At 64.6% G+C, this 18,356-nt stretch carries 17 protein-coding genes; 7 read left to right on the top strand and 10 right to left on the bottom strand.

The features are described from left to right. Positions 1 to 603 carry a hypothetical protein gene (locus ACNEOT_RS06900; RefSeq protein WP_415973160.1) on the top strand — a complete coding sequence of 201 codons (603 nt, stop codon included), beginning with the start codon at positions 1 to 3 and terminating at the stop codon, positions 601 to 603. Here the strand turns inward: ACNEOT_RS06900 and ACNEOT_RS06895 are convergent. Then, entirely contained in the window at positions 600 to 1,172 is a 573-nt protein-coding gene (locus tag ACNEOT_RS06895) for an isochorismatase family protein (protein ID WP_415973159.1), read from the bottom strand. The two genes, ACNEOT_RS06900 and ACNEOT_RS06895, sit on opposite strands and share 4 nt — an antisense overlap. A gap of 21 nt (positions 1,173 to 1,193) precedes the next feature. Here ACNEOT_RS06895 and ACNEOT_RS06890 point away from each other — a divergent pair, with 21 nt between their 5' ends. Next, positions 1,194 to 2,000 (top strand): MOSC domain-containing protein, encoded by an 807-nt coding sequence (locus ACNEOT_RS06890; protein WP_415973158.1) that lies wholly within the window; start codon positions 1,194 to 1,196, stop codon positions 1,998 to 2,000. Here the strand turns inward: ACNEOT_RS06890 and ACNEOT_RS06885 are convergent. From ACNEOT_RS06885 to aspA, 4 genes are read right to left on the bottom strand one after another with little or no spacing between them, the layout of a single operon-like run. After that, positions 1,965 to 2,288, bottom strand: a complete 324-nt coding sequence (locus ACNEOT_RS06885; RefSeq protein ID WP_415973157.1) for a hypothetical protein — start codon at positions 2,286 to 2,288, stop codon at positions 1,965 to 1,967. The two genes, ACNEOT_RS06890 and ACNEOT_RS06885, sit on opposite strands and share 36 nt — an antisense overlap. A 56-nt stretch (positions 2,289 to 2,344) precedes the next feature. After that, positions 2,345 to 3,229: an asparaginase gene (locus ACNEOT_RS06880; RefSeq protein WP_415973156.1), complete on the bottom strand. Its 885-nt coding sequence runs from the start codon at positions 3,227 to 3,229 to the stop codon at positions 2,345 to 2,347. Further along, a complete protein-coding gene (locus tag ACNEOT_RS06875) occupies positions 3,222 to 4,661 on the bottom strand; it encodes an amino acid permease (protein ID WP_415973155.1) in 1,440 nt (479 codons plus the stop codon). The genes ACNEOT_RS06880 and ACNEOT_RS06875 overlap by 8 nt, the downstream gene beginning before the upstream one ends. 4 nt (positions 4,662 to 4,665) lie before the next feature. After that, entirely contained in the window at positions 4,666 to 6,105 is a 1,440-nt protein-coding gene (gene aspA, locus ACNEOT_RS06870; RefSeq protein WP_415973154.1) for an aspartate ammonia-lyase, read from the bottom strand. A gap of 101 nt (positions 6,106 to 6,206) precedes the next feature. Here aspA and ACNEOT_RS06865 point away from each other — a divergent pair, with 101 nt between their 5' ends. Both ACNEOT_RS06865 and argG read left to right on the top strand, forming a co-directional pair. Continuing rightward, entirely contained in the window at positions 6,207 to 6,911 is a 705-nt protein-coding gene (locus ACNEOT_RS06865; protein ID WP_415973153.1) for a FadR/GntR family transcriptional regulator, read from the top strand. Between the two features lie 57 nt (positions 6,912 to 6,968). After that, on the top strand, positions 6,969 to 8,384 hold the full coding sequence (gene argG / locus ACNEOT_RS06860; RefSeq protein ID WP_415973152.1) for an argininosuccinate synthase: 1,416 nt from the start codon (positions 6,969 to 6,971) through the stop codon (positions 8,382 to 8,384). Between the two features lie 71 nt (positions 8,385 to 8,455). Here the strand turns inward: argG and ligD are convergent, their stop codons facing one another. Beyond that, a complete protein-coding gene (gene ligD / locus ACNEOT_RS06855; RefSeq protein ID WP_415973151.1) occupies positions 8,456 to 9,409 on the bottom strand; it encodes a non-homologous end-joining DNA ligase in 954 nt (317 codons plus the stop codon). An 87-nt stretch (positions 9,410 to 9,496) separates the two neighbouring features. Here ligD and ACNEOT_RS06850 point away from each other — a divergent pair, with 87 nt between their 5' ends. After that, positions 9,497 to 9,820 (top strand): putative quinol monooxygenase, encoded by a 324-nt coding sequence (locus tag ACNEOT_RS06850; protein WP_121872269.1) that lies wholly within the window; start codon positions 9,497 to 9,499, stop codon positions 9,818 to 9,820. Positions 9,821 to 9,826: 6 nt separating this feature from the next. Here the strand turns inward: ACNEOT_RS06850 and ACNEOT_RS06845 are convergent, their stop codons facing one another. The 3 genes from ACNEOT_RS06845 to groL form a co-directional block, all read right to left on the bottom strand. Then, entirely contained in the window at positions 9,827 to 10,732 is a 906-nt protein-coding gene (locus tag ACNEOT_RS06845; protein ID WP_415973150.1) for an alpha/beta fold hydrolase, read from the bottom strand. A gap of 30 nt (positions 10,733 to 10,762) precedes the next feature. Beyond that, a complete protein-coding gene (locus tag ACNEOT_RS06840; protein ID WP_415973149.1) occupies positions 10,763 to 11,560 on the bottom strand; it encodes an RsiV family protein in 798 nt (265 codons plus the stop codon). 145 nt (positions 11,561 to 11,705) lie between these two features. Continuing rightward, positions 11,706 to 13,331, bottom strand: coding sequence for a chaperonin GroEL (groL, locus tag ACNEOT_RS06835; RefSeq protein WP_094641012.1), 1,626 nt, complete (start codon positions 13,329 to 13,331; stop codon positions 11,706 to 11,708). Between the two features lie 417 nt (positions 13,332 to 13,748). On the opposite strand from groL, the gene ACNEOT_RS06830 reads away from it, so the two are divergent. Further along, positions 13,749 to 15,230 carry an amino acid permease gene (locus tag ACNEOT_RS06830; RefSeq protein WP_415973148.1) on the top strand — a complete coding sequence of 494 codons (1,482 nt, stop codon included), beginning with the start codon at positions 13,749 to 13,751 and terminating at the stop codon, positions 15,228 to 15,230. A 52-nt stretch (positions 15,231 to 15,282) separates the two neighbouring features. Here the strand turns inward: ACNEOT_RS06830 and ACNEOT_RS06825 are convergent, their stop codons facing one another. Beyond that, entirely contained in the window at positions 15,283 to 16,230 is a 948-nt protein-coding gene (locus ACNEOT_RS06825) for a serine/threonine-protein kinase (protein WP_415973147.1), read from the bottom strand. 244 nt (positions 16,231 to 16,474) lie between these two features. Between ACNEOT_RS06825 and ACNEOT_RS06820 the strand changes: the two genes are divergently transcribed. Next, on the top strand, positions 16,475 to 18,340 hold the full coding sequence (locus tag ACNEOT_RS06820; RefSeq protein ID WP_415973146.1) for a BCCT family transporter: 1,866 nt from the start codon (positions 16,475 to 16,477) through the stop codon (positions 18,338 to 18,340). Positions 18,341 to 18,356 lie beyond the last annotated feature (16 nt).

Raw genomic sequence — 18,356 nt, 5'->3', positions numbered from 1 at the left:
ATGACAAGATCACGGTTTCACGGGGAAATCTACGGGGTAGGCACCACGTCCGGTGTGCGGATCGTCGTCGGACATTGGACGCGATCGCCGCTCGGGGAATTCACCGACGTCATGGTCCAGTTCGCCGACGGGCATCGCTTGCTCATCGCCCCCAACGAGGACGTACGCGAATTCGTCACCGCCACATACACGTTCGACGCCACCGAACTCGTACCCGTCACGTTCTCCACGCAGCCCGACGGGTGGAGATCCATCGTCGCCGGTGACCTGTCGGTGAGAATCCGCGTCGCCGGACCCACCGTCTTGGGAAGAGCACTGAGCCTGGTTCCCGACGCAGTGTCGACGGCGCCGTGGTTCTGTTCGATCAGCGACCCCATTGCCCGAGTTGTCCTGCGCGGAGTGCGCACCCGCGGCAGCGCAGGCAACGGCCGACGCGAGTACTACGGAGCGCGAGGACAACATCGCGTCGTCGATGCATCCGCGTCCTGGAAGGGCGAGGACCTGGGGTCACTCACTCCCGTCACTCCCCCGGTGACGTTCGGGTTCGGCAGCACCCCGGCGGCACCGTCGGTCACCTCCATCACCACGACGATCGACAGTTAGACCACAACCGCACCGACTCCGCGCAGATTCTCCAGGGCTGCGGCGGAAGTTTCGGGAGCAACTCCGGCCACCAGATCGGTGAGTACGCGGACGTCGAGATCCCCGGCCACAGCATCTTTGGCCGAGGCCAGGACGCAGTAGTCGGTGGCAAGTCCGACGACGTCGATGTCGGTGACCTCGTTGGCGGTGAGTATCTCGGCGAGGGTCGCCCCGTCCTCGGTGACACCCTCGAACGCGGAGTAGGACGGCTTGCCCTGCCCCTTGTAGACGTGCACGTCCACGGAACCGGTCGCGTAATCGGGGTGGTACTCCGCACCGACCGTGCCCGCGACGCAATGCACCGGCCACGTGGTGACGAAGTCCGGGGCGGCATCGGTGGCGAAGTGGCCGCCGTTGTCGCCCACCGCGTCGTGCCAATCCCGCGAGGACACCACGAGGTCGTACTCGTCGCCGTGGCGCGCCAAGTACGCACTGATCTTGCGCGCGACCTCCGCGCCGCCGGCCACTGCCAGCGCGCCACCCTCGGTGAAATCGTTCTGCACATCCACTACCAGCAACGCTCGTGTCATGGATCCCAGTATCCTCGACCGGTGCGCGTGTCGTCTCTGGTGACCTACCCCGTCAAGGGATGCGCGGGCTCAGTGCTCGATACGGTCCAGGTGGGCGTGGCCGGTCTCGAACACGATCGAGCATTCATGATCGTCGACTCCGACGGCGCATTCCGCAGTCAACGCAGCGACCCCGTTCTGGCGGTGGTTCGCTGCTCGGTGACGAACGAGTGGTTGACTCTCGAGCATGCGTCGAGCGGCTCGGTGACCGTGCCGGTGGACCGAGACTCCGCAGCCCGCGAGGTCACCATGTTCCGACGGCCGATGCGCGGAGTCGATCAGGGCGACGAGGTCGCCGCCTGGCTCACCGACGCGATCGAAGAACCGTCACGACTCGTCGCCGCCCCACGCGACCACGGCCGCATCACCGACGGAATCGTCCCCGGCTCGGCACAATTCGCCGACAGCGCGGCCGTGCACATCCTGTCGACGGCCTCGCTGGCAGGCCTCAACTCGCGACTCGACATCCCGCTGCCGATGGATCGCTTCCGACCCAACATCGTCGTCGACGGCTGGGACGAACCACATCGCGAAGACGAAGTGCGGGCCGTGTCGATCGGCGGGGCGCGATTGGCGTACGCCAAGCTGGCAATCCGCTGCGCCGTCACCACCGTCGAGCAGACAACCGGCTTGCGCACCGGACCCGAACCGCTGCGCACTCTCGGCGACTACCGCCGAGCGCGGCAGAAGGGCGTCGCGTTCGGGTCCAAGTTTTCGGTGGAACGGGACGGATGCGTCTCGGTAGGCGACGAGTTACGCGTCGACGCCTGGGGCGAGTCGGAGCTGTAATTCGAACGGCATGTGGTTGGCCCAGCCATTGCGGGCCTTCAGCTTTGGATGCTCCCCGAGTGCGACTGTCACCGTTCGTCTCCCGATGCCGAGCGCCGACTTCGTCCCGCGATATCGAATGAACGCAGCGATGTCATGGCTGCCTGGCTCCACCGCGTATGTCGACGGCTCGGTCCACGACATCGGATGCTCGACGCCGTCGATCGTGACGAACGGCCGGGCGAATGTGCGTACCAGCCACGCATTCACCCAGTGCGGAGCGAACTCGATCTCGATCGTGGCCTCCATACTTCGAGGGTACCGAGGTGGTTGTCCACTAGTTGTGTCCGCGGACGGTTTTCCGCTTACGAGAACGAATTGTGGACTGCCACATCAGTGGCTCCCGATGCAATCAGCGCCGCCAACTGAATGCGCGCCTGCCCCGCCCGCAGTTCACGGGAGAACACCGCACCCGCATCGACCAGATCGTGCCCACCCCCGCCGCCGCCGTACGTCGGCGAGGTCTCACCGAACGGCACCCGAGTCGTGACGACCACGTGCACCCCGGCGGCAACCGCTTCTTTCACAGCATGGACGACGCGAGCGTTGGTGTTCCCCGAGCCCAGCGCCTCGAGCACGATGCCCGACGCCCCGGCGTCGATACACGCATCGATCGCCGCACCGTCGGCACCGGGATACAGCGCAACGATGTCCACGCGGATTCCGGCAATGGGATTCCACGGCAATGGATTCGGCCGCTCCAGAGCCGCCGACCGGAACGCATCGAGTTCGGAGGTGTGCTTCTTGATCGCACCGCGAGCCGGCAGCAACCGCCCACCGAACGCTATCGACACGCCTCGCTCCGACCGCGCCGCCGCTACCGCTGCGGCGATGTTGCTCGGGCCGTCCGGATCGGGGTGATCGGCAGTGCGCTGCGCACCGGTGAACACCACTGGACGTACGTCGTCGTGGAACAGATCGACGTACAGCGCCGACTCCTCCATCGTGTCGGTGCCGTGCAGCACCACCACACCGACGCAGCCGTCCTCGGCCAGCGCGTCTGCCACTGCACTACGAATGGTGTCGAGATCCGCGAAGTCCAACGCCGAACTGTCCTTCGACATCACCTCACGCACCCGAACACCCGCGGCTTCGATGCCGACTCCGGCGACCGGACGAGAAACTCCGTGCTCGTCGCGACTACTGGCAATCGTCCCGCCCGTGGTAAACAATGCGACATGGTCAGTCACTGCGCGCCGCCACCTCTCGAATTCGCTTGCGGCACAGGTACCAACCACCGATCAGCATCGGCGCGATGAGCAGAATCGACGCCACCGTCCAGGTACCGACCGGTTTGTCGAAGGCCATCAGCACGAGTACACACGCCAGGAAGCCTAGCGTTGCGTATCCGGTGTACGGAGCCCCGAACATCTTGAACGCCGGCCGAGTGACGGCACCGGTCTTGGACAGCGACCAGAACTTGAGCTGACACGCGACGATGACGGCCCAGGCGCTGATGATGCCGAGCGCCGCGAGGTTGAGCACGATCTCGAATGCCTGCGCGGGCACCACGGCATTGAGTACGACGCCGAGCAGCGTCACCACCGAGGTCAGCGCGATGCCGCCGTACGGCACTCCCGACTTGTTCATCCGCGCAGCGAATTTCGGTGCCGATCCGGCCACCGCCATCGAATGCAGGATGCGTCCTGTCGAGTACAGCCCGGCGTTGAGGGAGGACAGCGCCGCGGTGAGGACGACGAGGTTCATGATCGCGTCGGCACCCTCGACGTCGATGGCTCCGAAGAACGTGACGAACGGACTCTCGCCGGCCTGATAGCTGGTGTACGGCAACAGCAGCGAGAGCAGCAACACCGAGCCGACGTAAAACACGACGATTCGAATGATGACGGTGTTGATGGCCTTGGGAATGACCTTCTCGGGATGTGCCGTTTCCCCGGCCGCGGTGCCGACCAGCTCGATCGAGGCGTAGGCGAACACCACACCCTGAATCACCACGATCGCGGGCAGCAGTCCGTTGGGGATCAGGCCACCGTTGTCGGTCAGCACGTTCAGACCCGGCTCCTGTCCGTCGATGGGCGTTCCGAAGACGACGAAGTAGGTACCGATCAGCAAGAACGTCACCAGCGCAACGACTTTGATGAGCGCGAACCAGAACTCCAACTCACCGAAGACCTTGACCGAGAGCAGGTTCAGCCCGAGGACGAGGACCAGGCCCGCGAGCGCGAACATCCACTGGTCGACGTTGCCGAGCGGTTCCCAGTACTTCTTGAAGAAGTTCATGTACAGCGCCACGGCCGTCACGTCGACCACAGCCGTCATCGCCCAGTTCATCCAGTAGAGCCACCCGGCCGCGAAAGCGACCTTCTCACCGAAGAATTCGCGCGAATACGAGACGAACGATCCCGATGTCGGCCGGTGCATCACCAGTTCACCCAGCGCGCGCAGGATCAGGAAGGCGAAGAATCCGCACAGCGCATAGACGAGCACCAGGGCAGGCCCGGCGTCGTGCAGTCGTCCGCCTGCTCCCATGAACAGGCCGGTGCCGATCGCGCCGCCGATCGCGATCATCTGAATCTGGCGCGGAGCCAGCTCTTTTCGATAGCCGAGGTCTTCCTCACTGAAGGCCTTGGCAGTATCGACACTCCGATTCTCTGTGCTCATTGCGTTACCTCGTCGACGTTTCGGGAGCATCTGCATGCTCGACGGGAGCCACACGCAGGTTTGCGAGGTGCTCGGGGCTCAGCAGCCGATCCAGCTCGTCTCGGGCCAAGAGCCCCTTCTCGAGCACGAGGTCGACGACATTGCGACCACTGACCAGAGCTTCCTGAGCAATGGCGGTCGATTCCACATAGCCCAGGTACGGGCTCAGGGCGGTGACCAGACCGATGGAGTTCTCGACGCGCTCACGGAGCAGGTCGACGTTTGCGGTGATGCCGTCCACGCACCGATGCGCGACGGTGCGGCACGCGGCACTCAGGTGCGCCATACCGTCGGACAGGGATTTGACGATGATCGGCTCGAATGCGTTGAGTTGCAACTGACCTGCCTCGGCCGCCATCGTGATCGTGACGTCGTGGCCGATCACCTCGTAGGCAACCTGATTGAGCACCTCGGGAATGACGGGGTTGACCTTGCCGGGCATGATCGACGAACCTGCCTGCATCGGAGGCAGATTGATCTCGTTGAAGCCGGCGCGCGGACCGGAGGACAGCAGCCGCAGGTCGTTGCAGATCTTCGACAACTTCACCGCGACGCGCTTGAGCACACCGGACAGATGCACGAACTGACCGACGTCCTGCGTTGCCTCGATCAGGTCCGTCGCGGTGACCAGTGGCAGACCGGTGATGGTGCGCAGGTGTGCAACGGCCGATTCGGTGTAACCGGCAGGAGCGTTGAGCCCGGTGCCGATCGCGGTGGCTCCGAGGTTGATCTCGTGCACCAGCAGCGCTGCTTCTTCGAGCCGCGAGCAGTCCTCGTCGATCATGATCGCGTAGGTGCCGAACTCCTGGCCGAGGGTCATCGGCACCGCGTCCTGCAGCTGCGTGCGACCCATCTTGACGACGGTGGCGAATTCGGATGCTTTGCGGCCGAACGAATCTCGAAGCACCTTCATCGAGGCGATGAGCTCGTGCACTGCGAAGATGGTCGCGATGTTCACCGACGTCGGGTAGACGTCGTTGGTGGACTGCGAGGCGTTCACGTGCTCGTTGGGGTGCAGCATGCTGTAGTCGCCGTGGGCGTGCCCCAGGATCTCCAGCGCGCGGTTCGCGATGACCTCGTTGGCGTTCATGTTGGTGGACGTGCCCGCACCGCCCTGAATGACGTCGACGACGAACTGTTCGTGCCACTGGCCGTCGAGAATCTCCTGGCACGCCGTGCGGATCGCTTCCCCGCGGGTCGCGTCGAGAATTCCGAGATCCTGATTGGCCGACGCGGCTGCCCACTTCACTGCCGCGAGTCCACGAACGAGGTGCGCGTTGGTCGAGATCGGACGCCCCGTGATGGGAAAGTTCTCGAGGGCGCGCAGGGTGTGGATCCCCCAATACACGGTCATCGGGATTTCGCGTTCGCCGAGAAGATCCTTCTCGATGCGGGTATCGGCCACGGTGTGTGTGCTCCTTCGGAGGTGTCCAGCTGTCCGGCTGTCTGACAGGTAAAGTGTGGCGTAGAACACCCCATCGGTCAACCCCAGGTTAGGATCACGTCATGAACCTGTCGGACAGCTGGGCAGTCAGTGCACCCACGAATGCCCGCATGAGCGCAGCCGAGGCGGTGTTCGCAGACCTTCGCTCGGCGATCGCGTCGGGCGACCTCCCCGTCGGGCAGAAGTTGCCGTCCGAGGCCGCGCTCGCCGCCCGGCACAGCGTCAGCCGTTCGGTCATCCGCGAGGCGCTGCGTTCCTGCCATGCGCTCGGCCTGACCGAAACCAAAACGGGGCTCGGCACTTTCGTTATTCGCGACCGCGTCGGCAACGACCTCGACATCGGCAACTACGCAGCCCGCGAACTCATGGAGGCCCGCCCCCACGTGGAGATTCCGGCGGCCGGCTGGGCAGCAGAGCGTCGAACCGAGGAAGAGCTGACGGTGCTCTCCGGCTTGGCCGACGAAATGCGCTCCGAGGACGACCACGAGGCGTGGGTGCTGCTGGACGCGCAGTTCCACACCGCGATCGCGCGAGCGAGCAAGAATCGCGTGTTCGAGGCGATCATCGTCGATATCCGGGATGCGTTGACGCGGCAGTCCGAGACGCTCAATCTCGTCGCGCATCGGCAGCAGCAGTCCAACGTCGAACACGATGCAATCGTCGACGGGATCCGATCCGGTGAGTACGACGCAGCAGCACGCGCCATGACGGCGCACCTCGATGCGGTTCGCAATGCAGTGGAGTCGCTCGCCGATCGGCCCAGCTGACCGTGCGACTAGGCCGGGAGTGGAGCCTGCGGAACGACCCCTACTAAGCTGCGGGCCGTGACGAAGGTATTGAACTCTCTCCCGGTCGGCGAACGAATCGGCATTGCATTCTCCGGCGGTCTCGACACCTCGGTGGCCGTTGCCTGGATGCGCGAGCACGGGGCGATCCCCTACGCGTACACCGCCGACATCGGCCAGTACGACGAGCCGGATCTGTCCGATGTGCCCGAGCGCGGCCTGGCCTACGGGGCCGAGCAGGCGCGGCTCATCGACTGCCGCGAACCGCTCGTCGAGGAGGGGTTGGCGGCTCTGACGTGCGGCGCGTTCCACATTCGGTCGTCGTTGCAGACGTACTTCAACACCACCCCGCTCGGCCGCGCGGTCACCGGCACGATGCTGGTGCGTGCCATGGCCGAGGACGGCGTCTCCATCTGGGGCGACGGATCGACGTACAAGGGCAACGACATCGAGCGGTTCTACCGCTACGGCCTGCTCGCCAACCCGCAGTTGCGGATCTACAAGCCGTGGCTGGACGAGGCGTTCGTGACCGAGCTCGGCGGCAGGCACGAGATGTCGCAGTGGCTCACTCAGCGCACCCTCCCCTACCGTGACTCCGCCGAGAAGGCGTACTCCACCGACGCCAACATTTGGGGAGCCACCCACGAGGCGAAGAAGCTCGAATACCTCGACACCTCACTCGAAATCGTCTCCCCCATCATGGGCGTCCGGTTCTGGGACCCCGAGGTGGAGATCGCTCCCGAAGACGTCACCGTCGAGTTCGAGCGCGGCCGACCGGTCCGCATCAACGGTAAGAGCTTCGACAGCCCCGTCGACCTGGTCATGGAAGCCAACGCCATCGGCGGCCGCCACGGCCTTGGCATGAGCGACCAGATCGAGAACCGCATCATCGAAGCCAAGAGCCGCGGCATCTACGAGGCACCGGGCATGGCACTGCTGCACATCACCTACGAGCGCCTCGTCAACGCCATCCATAACGAGGACACCGTCGCCTCGTACCACAACGAGGGCCGCCGACTCGGACGCCTGCTGTACGAGGGCCGCTGGTTCGACCCGCAGGCACTGATGCTGCGCGAGGGCCTGCAGCGCTGGGTCGGCAACGTCGTCAGCGGCAGCGTGACACTGCGTCTGCGCCGCGGCCAGGACTTCACCATCGTCGACACCCAGGGCACCAACTTCAGCTACCACCCCGAGAAGCTGTCGATGGAACGCAGCCAGGGCCAGGCGTTCTTCCCCGGCGACCGCATCGGTCAGCTCACGATGCGCAACCTCGACATCGCCGATTCACGCAGCAAGCTCGAGCAGTACGCCGCACAGAACCAGCTCACGGCCTGGGGCGAACTGATCGGCGAACTCCCCGCGGGCGGAGCCGACGCCATCGCCGCCAGCGGACCCGACAGTTCGGTGGACTCCTCGGCCCTCGATCACGCCGCCATCGAGTCCGGTACCGACTAAAACTGGTTCGCCCAACTCGAAGTTATGGACGGTTTTCCACCGATTTCCGTACATAACTTCGAGTTGGCGGGTCATTCTTCGGGTTCGGTGAGCCCCTCGTGCTCGTCCCGCTCCGCCCATTCGAGTAGCTCGTCGATCGCGAACACCGCGTCGTCGATGCCCGCGTGCAGGTCACCCAGATCGGCGAATCTGGCGGGCACTGTGAACATCGTGAATTCGCGAGGATCGACGCTGGCAACCTCGTCCCAGGAGATCGGCGTCGATACCGTCGCCTGTTGATTTCCGCGCACCGAGTAGGCGCTGGCGATGGTGTGATCGCGGGCGTTCTGGTTGTAATCGACGAACAGTTTCGACGGGTCGCGGTCCTTGCGCCACCACGTCGTCGTCACGTCCTCGGGCGCACGCCGTTCGACCTCACGCGCGAAAGCCAGTGCAGCCCTTCGTAAGTCCTTGAAACCGTATGCCGGGTCGATGCGCACGTAGATGTGCAGTCCGTGCCCGCCGGAGGTCTTCGGCCAGCCGACGGCACCGAGATCGGCCAGAACCTCCTGCACTACCCCGGCGACGCGTCGTACTCGGTCGAACGGGCAGTCGGGCATCGGATCGAGGTCGATGCGCCACTCGTCGGGCATCTCGACGTCGGCGCGGCGGGAGTTCCAGGGATGGAACTCGACGGTCGACATCTGTACCGCCCAGGCCACGTGTGCCAACTCGGTCACGCACAGTTCGTCTGCGGTGCGGTTGTAGCGGGGAAAGGTCACCTGCACTGTCTCGAGCCACGGCGGAGCACCGTTGGGCACGCGCTTCTGGTGCACCTTGTCGCCGGCGAGACCCTTGGGAAAGCGATGCATCATGCACGGCCGTTCCCGCAGCGCGCGCACGATGCCGTCGCCGACGCTCAGGTAGTAGTTCACCAGATCCAGCTTGGTGGCACCGCTCTCGGGGAAATACACCCGCTCGGGGTTGGAGATGCGGACGCTGCGCTCGCCCACCGGTATCTCGATCGACGGTGAGCTGCTGGCCATGGGCCGAGCCTAGGCGACGGCAGGCATGCCATCCATGCAATTCGGGTACAGCAGAGAAACCATCGCCATCGACAACAAGGAGCAACGTTGATCTTCATCACCGCCAAGTTCAAGGTGAAGCCCGAGCACGCCGACAACTGGCCCGAGATTTCCCGCGATTTCACCCAAGCGTGTCAGGCCGAAGAAGGGTGCCTCTGGTACTTCTGGTCGCGCACGCTCGACGATCCCACCGAGTACGTCCTGGTGGAGGCATTCAAGGATCCCGATGCCGGTGCGGCGCACGTCAACTCCGACCACTTCAAGCAGGCCCAGAAGGATCTCCCGCCGTACCTGCAGGAGACACCGAAGATCATCAGCCAAGAGGTCGACGGCACCGACTGGAACGAACTGGGCGAGCTCGCCGTCGACTAGCTCGTTCTACCGAGTCCGTTCGCGGTCTCGGACCACCTGACCCAATGTTGTGACGGCGTCGGCGAACTGTCCTGGGAGTTCCTGAGGCGGGTTGTGGCCGCACTCGATCTGGCGAACGTCGATCAGATCGGTGAAGTGCGCCGCATGGTCCGGTTGGCCGTACAACGAGGAGACGGTGTCCTCGGTCGGATCGATCACGACCGTGGGCACCGTGATCCTGGGCTGCCGCATCAGCAACTCCTGCGTCGCGGCGTAGGCCGTGTCCCCCGCCTCGATGCCGTATCGGTGCCGGTAGGAATGCACGGACACGTCCACGAAGTCGGGATTGTCGAACGAGGGTGCGGTGGCCGCGAACTCGGAGTCCCCGAACCGCCAGGTCGGCGACCAATCCGTCCACAGTGTCTGTGCGATCTCTGCGCGGTAGGCCGCCAGCCCGGCTCGGCCCCGCTCGGAGTGCAGGTAGTACTGGTACCAGTACCGCTTCTCGAGGTGGGGCGGCACCGGCGTGGATACAGCGGCAGCGATGTCCTGGACCAGATATCCGGAGACGCTCACCAGACCCGACACCAGCTCCGGCCACACCGCGGCCACGACGCACGCGGCGCGCCCACCCCAGTCGTAGCCTGCGACGATAGGCGCGTTCAGCTCCAGCGCGATGATCAGCTCTCGCAGATCGTGGCCGATCGCAGCTTGCTCACCGGAGCGCATCGTGTCCGCGTCGACGAAGCGGGTCGGTCCGAAACCGCGCAGATACGGCACCACCACGTCGTAACCGACGTCGGCGAGCAGCCTGGCGACGTCGTCGTAGCAACGCGGGTCGTACGGGAAACCGTGCATCAGCACCACCGAGCGGCCGGACGGATCTCCGACGCGGTCGTAGGCCACATCCAGCACCCCTGCGCGAATCATCATGGGTCCATGCTCGCACTGTCGGGCAGAGGGTCAGCTGCTCAACACTTCCAGCATGCCGGGAGCCAGAACATCGGACAGCTCCGTCCACGGCACCGTGATCGTGACGAGGCCGATGCCGTACGGACCGACCTGGTAGTCACCGAAGTGAATGTTCATCCCCTCCGGTGATGCCGTCCAGTTTCCGAAATTGGCCACCGTCGGCTCGATACCCGACCGCTCGAAACCACCGCCTGCGCGCGTGGTCGGAAGAATGTCCGCTGCCCGATCGGACAGCCGGGCGAGACCGGCGTCGAGGTCGGTGAAGGCATCGCCGAGAGAGATCGGTTGGGCGGTGTCGACGTCGATGGTCACCGTCGCGAGAAGAGAATTGCCGTGCGCGCCGGGCGGCACGGCAATCCAGCCCGTGATCTGTTCGGCGCTGATCACGCGACGGCCGACGTGGGCATATCCCCTCGAATAGCCGTCGCTGAGGGCGAAATCGTTCCCGTAGTCGCGGTCGATCTGATCCTGCAGAGCAGCGCGCATCGACTCGTCGAACTCTTCCGTCACCGCAAGGTCTCCGCCGCTGAGCTGCGGAATCGCGACGTCGTAGGTCGCACGGGCCGTCGATCCGGTAACCCTGGTGCTGCCGAGGACATACGGCTCCGCGGATTCGGAGGACGTGGGTACAGCGGTGGTCGTCGTCTCGGCCCGCTCAGTGGTCACCGTGACATCGGTGGTCGTCGGTGCCGACGGTGCGGACGCGGGCGTGGCGGTTCCCGAGGTGGAGCACCCCGCGAGGGCCGCGGTCACGGCAAGTGCGGCGGCCATCGAGCGGAGACGAGTCATGCCCGACCCTAACCACAAACCCGAGGGGCAGCACTGCGAATCGGGTGCAGCCGACCGCGCTCAGCGCGGCCCATTGCACCCGATTCGAGCACGAAAAAGCCCGGCACCTCGAAAGGTGCCGGGCTTGTTCAGTGCAACAAGGGACTCAGAAGTCCATGCCGCCCATGCCACCGGTCGGATCGCCAGCGGGCGCTCCGGCCTTCTCGGGCTTGTCGGCGACGACGGCCTCGGTGGTGAGGAACAGAGCCGCGATGGACGCTGCGTTCTGCAGTGCCGAGCGGGTGACCTTGACCGGGTCGTTGATGCCTGCAGCGAGCAGGTCCTCGTACTCGTTGGTCGCGGCGTTGAGGCCGTGACCTGCGGGCAGGTTGGAGACCTTGTCCGCAACGACGCCGGGCTCTAGGCCTGCGTTGAATGCGATCTGCTTGAGCGGGGCGGACAGTGCAACGCGAACGATGTTCACGCCGGTTGCCTCGTCACCGTCGAGCTTGAGGTTGTCGAGTGCGGGCGCTGCCTGGAGCAGTGCCACGCCGCCACCGGCGACGATGCCTTCTTCGACAGCTGCCTTGGCGTTACGCACGGCATCTTCGATGCGGTGCTTGCGCTCCTTGAGCTCGACCTCGGTTGCCGCTCCGGCCTTGATGACTGCAACGCCACCGGCCAGCTTGGCCAGGCGCTCCTGCAGCTTCTCGCGGTCGTAATCGGAATCGGAGTTCTCGATCTCGGCGCGGATCTGGTTGACGCGACCGGCGATGGCGTCGGAATCTCCCGAGCCCTCGACGATGGTGGTCTCGTCCTTGGTGATGACGACCTTGCGTGCCTGACCGAGCAGCTCGAGTCCGGCGGTCTCCAGGGAGAGGCCGACCTCTTCGCTGATGACCTCGCCGCCCGTGAGGATGGCGATGTCGGCGAGCTGCGCCTTGCGGCGGTCACCGAATCCGGGAGCCTTGACGGCGACGGACTTGAAGGTGCCACGGATCTTGTTCACCACGAGGGTGGAGAGAGCTTCGCCCTCGACGTCCTCGGCGATGATGACGAGCGGCTTGCCGGACTGGATGACCTTCTCCAGCAGCGGCAGCAGGTCCTTGACGGTGCTGATCTTGGAGCTGACGAGCAGGATGTACGCGTCTTCGAGGACGGCTTCCTGGCGCTCTGCATCGGTGGCGAAGTACGCCGAGATGTAGCCCTTGTCGAAGCGCATGCCCTCGGTCAGTTCGAGCTGCAGGCCGAAGGTGTTGGACTCCTCGACCGTGATGACGCCTTCCTTGCCGACCTTGTCCATTGCCTCGGCGATGAGCTCGCCGATGGACGGGTCGCCTGCGGAGATGCCAGCGGTGGCAGCGATCTGCTCCTTGGTGTCGATCTCCTTGGCGGACGCAAGCAGCGCTTCGGTGACGGCTGCAACAGCCTTCTCGATGCCGCGCTTGAGGCCGAGCGGGTTCGCGCCGGCTGCGACGTTGCGCAGGCCTTCACGGACGAGTGCCTGAGCGAGAACGGTAGCTGTGGTGGTGCCGTCGCCTGCGACGTCGTCGGTCTTCTTGGCGACCTCCTTGACGAGCTCGGCACCGATCTTCTCGTAGGGATCTTCGAGCTCGATCTCCTTGGCGATGGAAACACCATCGTTGGTGATCGTGGGAGCTCCCCACTTCTTCTCGAGTACGACGTTGCGACCCTTGGGGCCCAACGTCACCTTTACTGCGTCGGCGAGGGCATTGAGGCCTCGCTCGAGGCCACGGCGTGCCTCTTCGTCGAACGCGATGATCTTGGCCATTGCGAAGTGATCCTCCGGATTGGGGGTGACACATTGCTGGCCGAGCTCGGTGCCCGCGACGGACGACCAGGGGTGTCGTTGATTCCCCGGCCTCACCGTGTCCCGACCTGGCACTCACGTGTCGAGAGTGCCAACTGCATTTCTAGCACTCGGCAATGGCGAGTGCAAGGTCGACCGCTGGTACCGGTCGAGGGGCGAACCGCCGCAACCCCCATGCCCGACGCCTGAGCGCACGTTGCGTCTCGAGCAGATGCTCACCCGAGCACGTTCTTTCACGCACTGTTTACACCAGCAGACATTGTTAACATTCGACGTCTATCGCACGAACGCGCAACGCTAATAGCGTTCTGAGGCAGCAGCTTTGAGCTGGATTGAATTCGGACAAAACCCTACAAAAGCGACAGTAAGGATCGAAACATGTCCGATACGGTCGACACTTCGTACGACAACTCGGCGATGGACCACGAGGAGGAGGGCTACCACAAGGGCCTCAAACCTCGTCAGTTGCAGATGATCGCGATCGGCGGCGCGATCGGCACCGGCCTGTTCCTCGGCGCGGGCGGACGCCTCGCCAGTGCCGGACCCGGCCTGTTCCTCGCCTATGCCCTCTGCGGCATTTTCGTGTTCTTCATCCTGCGTGCGCTGGGCGAACTGGTGCTGCACCGTCCGTCCTCGGGCAGCTTCGTCTCGTACGCGCGCGAGTTCTTCGGCGAGAAGGCAGCGTTCGTCGCGGGCTGGATGTACTTCCTGAACTGGGCGATGACGGCCATCGTCGACGTGACGGCCATCGCGACGTACATGCATTACTGGGGCAGCTTCGAGGTGATCCCGCAGTGGGTCATCGCGTTGATCGCGCTGGTGATCGTCATGAGCCTGAATCTGGTGTCGGTCAAGTGGTTCGGCGAGATGGAGTTCTGGGCCGCCATCATCAAGGTCATCGCATTGGTGACGTTCCTGATCGTGGGCGTCGTGTTCCTCGCGGGTCGAATTCCCGTCGGTACCCAGATGCCGGGCATAAGCCTCATCACCGACAACGGTGGCTTGTTCCCGTCGGGTGCGTGGCCGCTGGTCATCGTCATCTCGGGTGTCGTATTCGCCTATGCCGCAGTCGAATTGGTCGGTACCGCAGCAGGCGAGACGGAGAACCCAGAGAAGATCATGCCGCGGGCCATCAACTCGGTCATCGCCCGTATCGCACTGTTCTACGTGGGCTCCCTCGTGCTGCTCGCACTGCTGATGCCGTACACCGCGTACCAGTCCGGCACCTCGCCGTTCGTGACGTTCTTCTCCAGCATCGGCCTCGGCGGCGCGGGCACCATCATGAACATCGTGGTGCTCACCGCGGCGCTGTCTTCCCTGAACGCCGGTCTGTACTCGACGGGCCGCATTCTGCGGTCGATGGCGATGAACGGCAGTGCGCCGGAGTTCACCAAGAAGATGACCAAGGGTGGCGTCCCGTTCGGCGGCATCCTGCTCACCTGCTTCATCACCTTGTTCGGTGTCGCGCTCAACGCCATCGCCCCCGGCGAGGCCTTCGAGATCGTGCTCAACATGTCGGCACTGGGCATCATCGCCAGCTGGGCCACCATCGTGCTGTGCCAGATCCAGCTGTTCCGCTGGTCCAAGAAGGGCATCGTCGAGCGGCCGAAGTTCCGCCTCTTCGGAGCGCCGTACACCAGCTACGCGACGCTGGTGTTCCTGTTCGGCGTGCTGGTACTGATGGCCTTCGACGCGCCGATCGGCAGCTGGACCATCGCCACCCTGGTGGTCATCATCCCCGCCCTGATCGGCGGTTGGTACCTGGTGCGCACCAAGGTTCTCACCGTCGCCGAGGAACGGCTCGGCTACACCGGCCAATACCCGGTCGTGGCGAACCGTCCGGTCGATCCCGAGGAATGACACCGTGAGAGAAGGCCCCGCACCCACCCGGCGCGGGGCCTTCTTCGTTGCGTCAAGAGAACTTGAGCCAGCGCGAGCGAGCGAACGGCGAACGCCGCGGCGGCGGTTCCGGAACTCCCGGAAGCCTGGGTCGTTCCGCAGGCTCCACTCCCGCGGAAACTGCTGCCGCCACCGCGTCACCGAGTTCGACGCAGCTTCGGAATCGATCCGCGGGGTCCTTCGCCAGGGCTCGGGCGACCACCGCGTCGAGCCCCCTCGGCAGCGATCGTCGACGACGCGTCACCGCAGGCGGCTCGGCCGTCAGGTGCGCAGCAGTGATCGCCAGCGGGGTCGCCAAGGGGAACGGCGTTCTTCCGGTCAGCAGTTCGACCAGCGTCGCCCCCAACGAATACACGTCGGTCTGCGCACTCAAGACTCCGCCACGCAACAGTTCCGGTGCCGCGTACTGAATGGAGGCCAGCACCGTCCCGCCGGCAGCGAGCGGAGTCGAATCGTCGAGCAGTCGCGCAATTCCCCAGTCCGACAACAACACTTGCTCGTAGCCGTCGAATTGCTCGGTGGAGATCAGGATGTTCGCCGGCTTGACGTCCCGATGCACGACGCCTTGTCCGTGGGCGTAATCCAGACCCTTGGCCACCTCGGCGACGATGCGCGCCACCCGAGACACCTCGAGCGCGATCTGCCCACGAGCGACGAGCCGTGCGGCACTGTATCCGTCGACGTAGTGCATCGACATCCACAGTTGGTGGTCGAACTCACCATGCTCGTGCACCGACACGATGTTCGGGTGCGACAGCCGGGCAGCGACGGCCGCCTCCATTCGAAACTTGTTGCGTAGCTGCGGGGATCGCGACGCCTCGCGGTCGAGAATCTTGAGCGCTTCGAGCCGATCGTGGCCGCGCCCCAGAACCAGGTACACCTCACTCATACCGCCGACCCCGAGCCGACGCTGGACGCGGAAGCCCGCGAACTCGGAGCCGGGCTGCAGTCGACCGGTCACGAGATCACCTGCCGCGCAGTATCACTCGCACCGCAACCACCAACGAGTGACACGATCGGACCAGTCCGCAGCATCGACAGAACTGTAGTCCGTTCCATCGTTCGCGGCGACTCGGCGGTTTCGTCACCTGCGCCGATGTCGTTTAGGGTGATTACCGGTACTTGACCGAAACAAGGGAAAGAGAACGGCAAACCGATAGTGGTCAGCCGATCACCGTGACTCGAGTTACAAGGAAGTCAAGTAAGTGAAAGCAGTAAAAGAAGCCTGGGCAGGCCTGCTCAAGCCGGTCTTCGTCCCCGCATCGATCATCATCTTCGTCATGATCGGCTTTTCCGTGATCTACGCGAGCTCGGCGGCCGATTCGTTCGACAAACTGAACAAGGCCATCACCGCGGGCGTCGGCTGGTGGTACATCCTGGCCGCGACCGGATTCGTGCTGTTCGCCCTCTACTGCGGGCTGAGCAAGGTCGGCACCATCCGCCTCGGCCGCGACGACGAGAAGCCCGAGTTCGGCGTCCTGTCCTGGTTCGCCATGCTCTTCAGCGCAGGCATGGGCATCGGCCTGGTGTTCTACGGCGTCGCGGAGCCACTCTCGCACTACGTGACGCCACCCGAGGCAGGCGGACTCCCCGGCAGCACCGACGCCTCCGCGCGACAAGCGATGGAGCTCACCCTGTTCCACTGGGGTCTGCACGCGTGGGCCATCTACGTCGTAGTCGGGCTCGGCATGGCGTACATGACCTACCGCAAGGGTCGCCCGTTGACCGTCCGGTGGCTGCTCGAGCCGTTGCTCGGCCGCAAGCGGATCGAAGGCCCGATCGGCCACGCCATCGACACCGTCGCGATCGTCGGCACCCTGTTCGGTGTCGCGACCTCACTCGGCTTCGGCGTCCAGCAGATCTCCGCGGGCCTGGCATATCTCGGCTGGGTCGAGACCACCAATTGGTTCGTGATCGCGCTCATCGCCGCCATCACCGGTATCGCCACCTTCTCCGTGGTCAGTGGAGTCTCCAAAGGCCTCAAGTGGCTCTCGAACATCAACATGGTGCTCGCGGCAGCACTGGCCCTGTTCGTTCTGGTCCTGGGCCCGACGCTGTTCCTGATGCAGTCCTGGGTACAGAACCTCGGCGGCTACGTCCAAGCTCTGCCCGAGCTGGCCCTGCGCACCTCCCCCTTCTCCGACGACGGGTGGGCCGGCGGCTGGACCATCTTCTACTGGGGTTGGTGGATGAGCTGGGCACCGTTCGTCGGCATGTTCATCGCTCGGATCTCCCGTGGCCGCACGATCCGTGAATTCGTGTTCGGCGTACTGCTGGCACCGACGATCGTCGGCTCGCTGTGGTTCACCATTTTCGGCGACACCGGCATTCTGCGGCAGCGAAACGACGGCGATCTGCTCGACGCCGAGGGCGCGGTGAACACCGACACCAGCCTGTTCCAGGTGCTCGACGGCCTACCGATCGCCGCGATCACCAGCGTCATCGCCATCGCGGTCATCGTGTTCTTCTTCGTGACGTCCTCGGACTCCGGATCACTGGTGATAGACATCCTGTCCACCGGCGGCGAACTGGAAACACCGAAGATCACCCGCGTCTACTGGGCCGTGCTGCAGGGTGTGGCCGCGGCCGTACTGCTGCTGATCGGAGGAACCAGCTCTCTGACGGCTCTGCAGACGATGTCGATAGCCACGGCTGTGCCGTTCTCGCTGGTGCTCGCACTCGCGTGCGTGTCGATGCTCAAGGCCTTCCGTTACGACATCGCCACCACCCCGCGCTACGTACGCGTGACCACCACATCGGAGGTCTCGGACAGTGCCGAGAACACCACCGCTGCGCCTGCTCCACGCAGGAAGGCCGCCGCAGGAATCTCCACGACGTTCTCGGGACTGACTCCGTCTCAGGATGGGTTGGCCTCACCCGAGAGCGGCGGAACCGTCGTACTCGCGTTGCACGAGGTGTCCACCGAACAGCTCGAGGTTCATCCCGAAACCGGTGCCGTCGAGTACTCCGGGGACAATGCGCCGGTCGATCCGCTGGGCGGCGAGGTATTCGACACCCAGGAGTTCGCCGACTCGGCCGAAGGCCGGAATCACAACAACAATCCCGACTGAGCCCGATCGGGCCACC

This window comes from Rhodococcus sp. 077-4 (assembly GCF_047782425.1).
In the GTDB taxonomy this organism is placed as follows: domain Bacteria; phylum Actinomycetota; class Actinomycetes; order Mycobacteriales; family Mycobacteriaceae; genus Rhodococcoides.
Note: the sequence above shows the minus strand (reverse complement) of the source record. Positions and strands in the feature narration are given on the sequence as shown.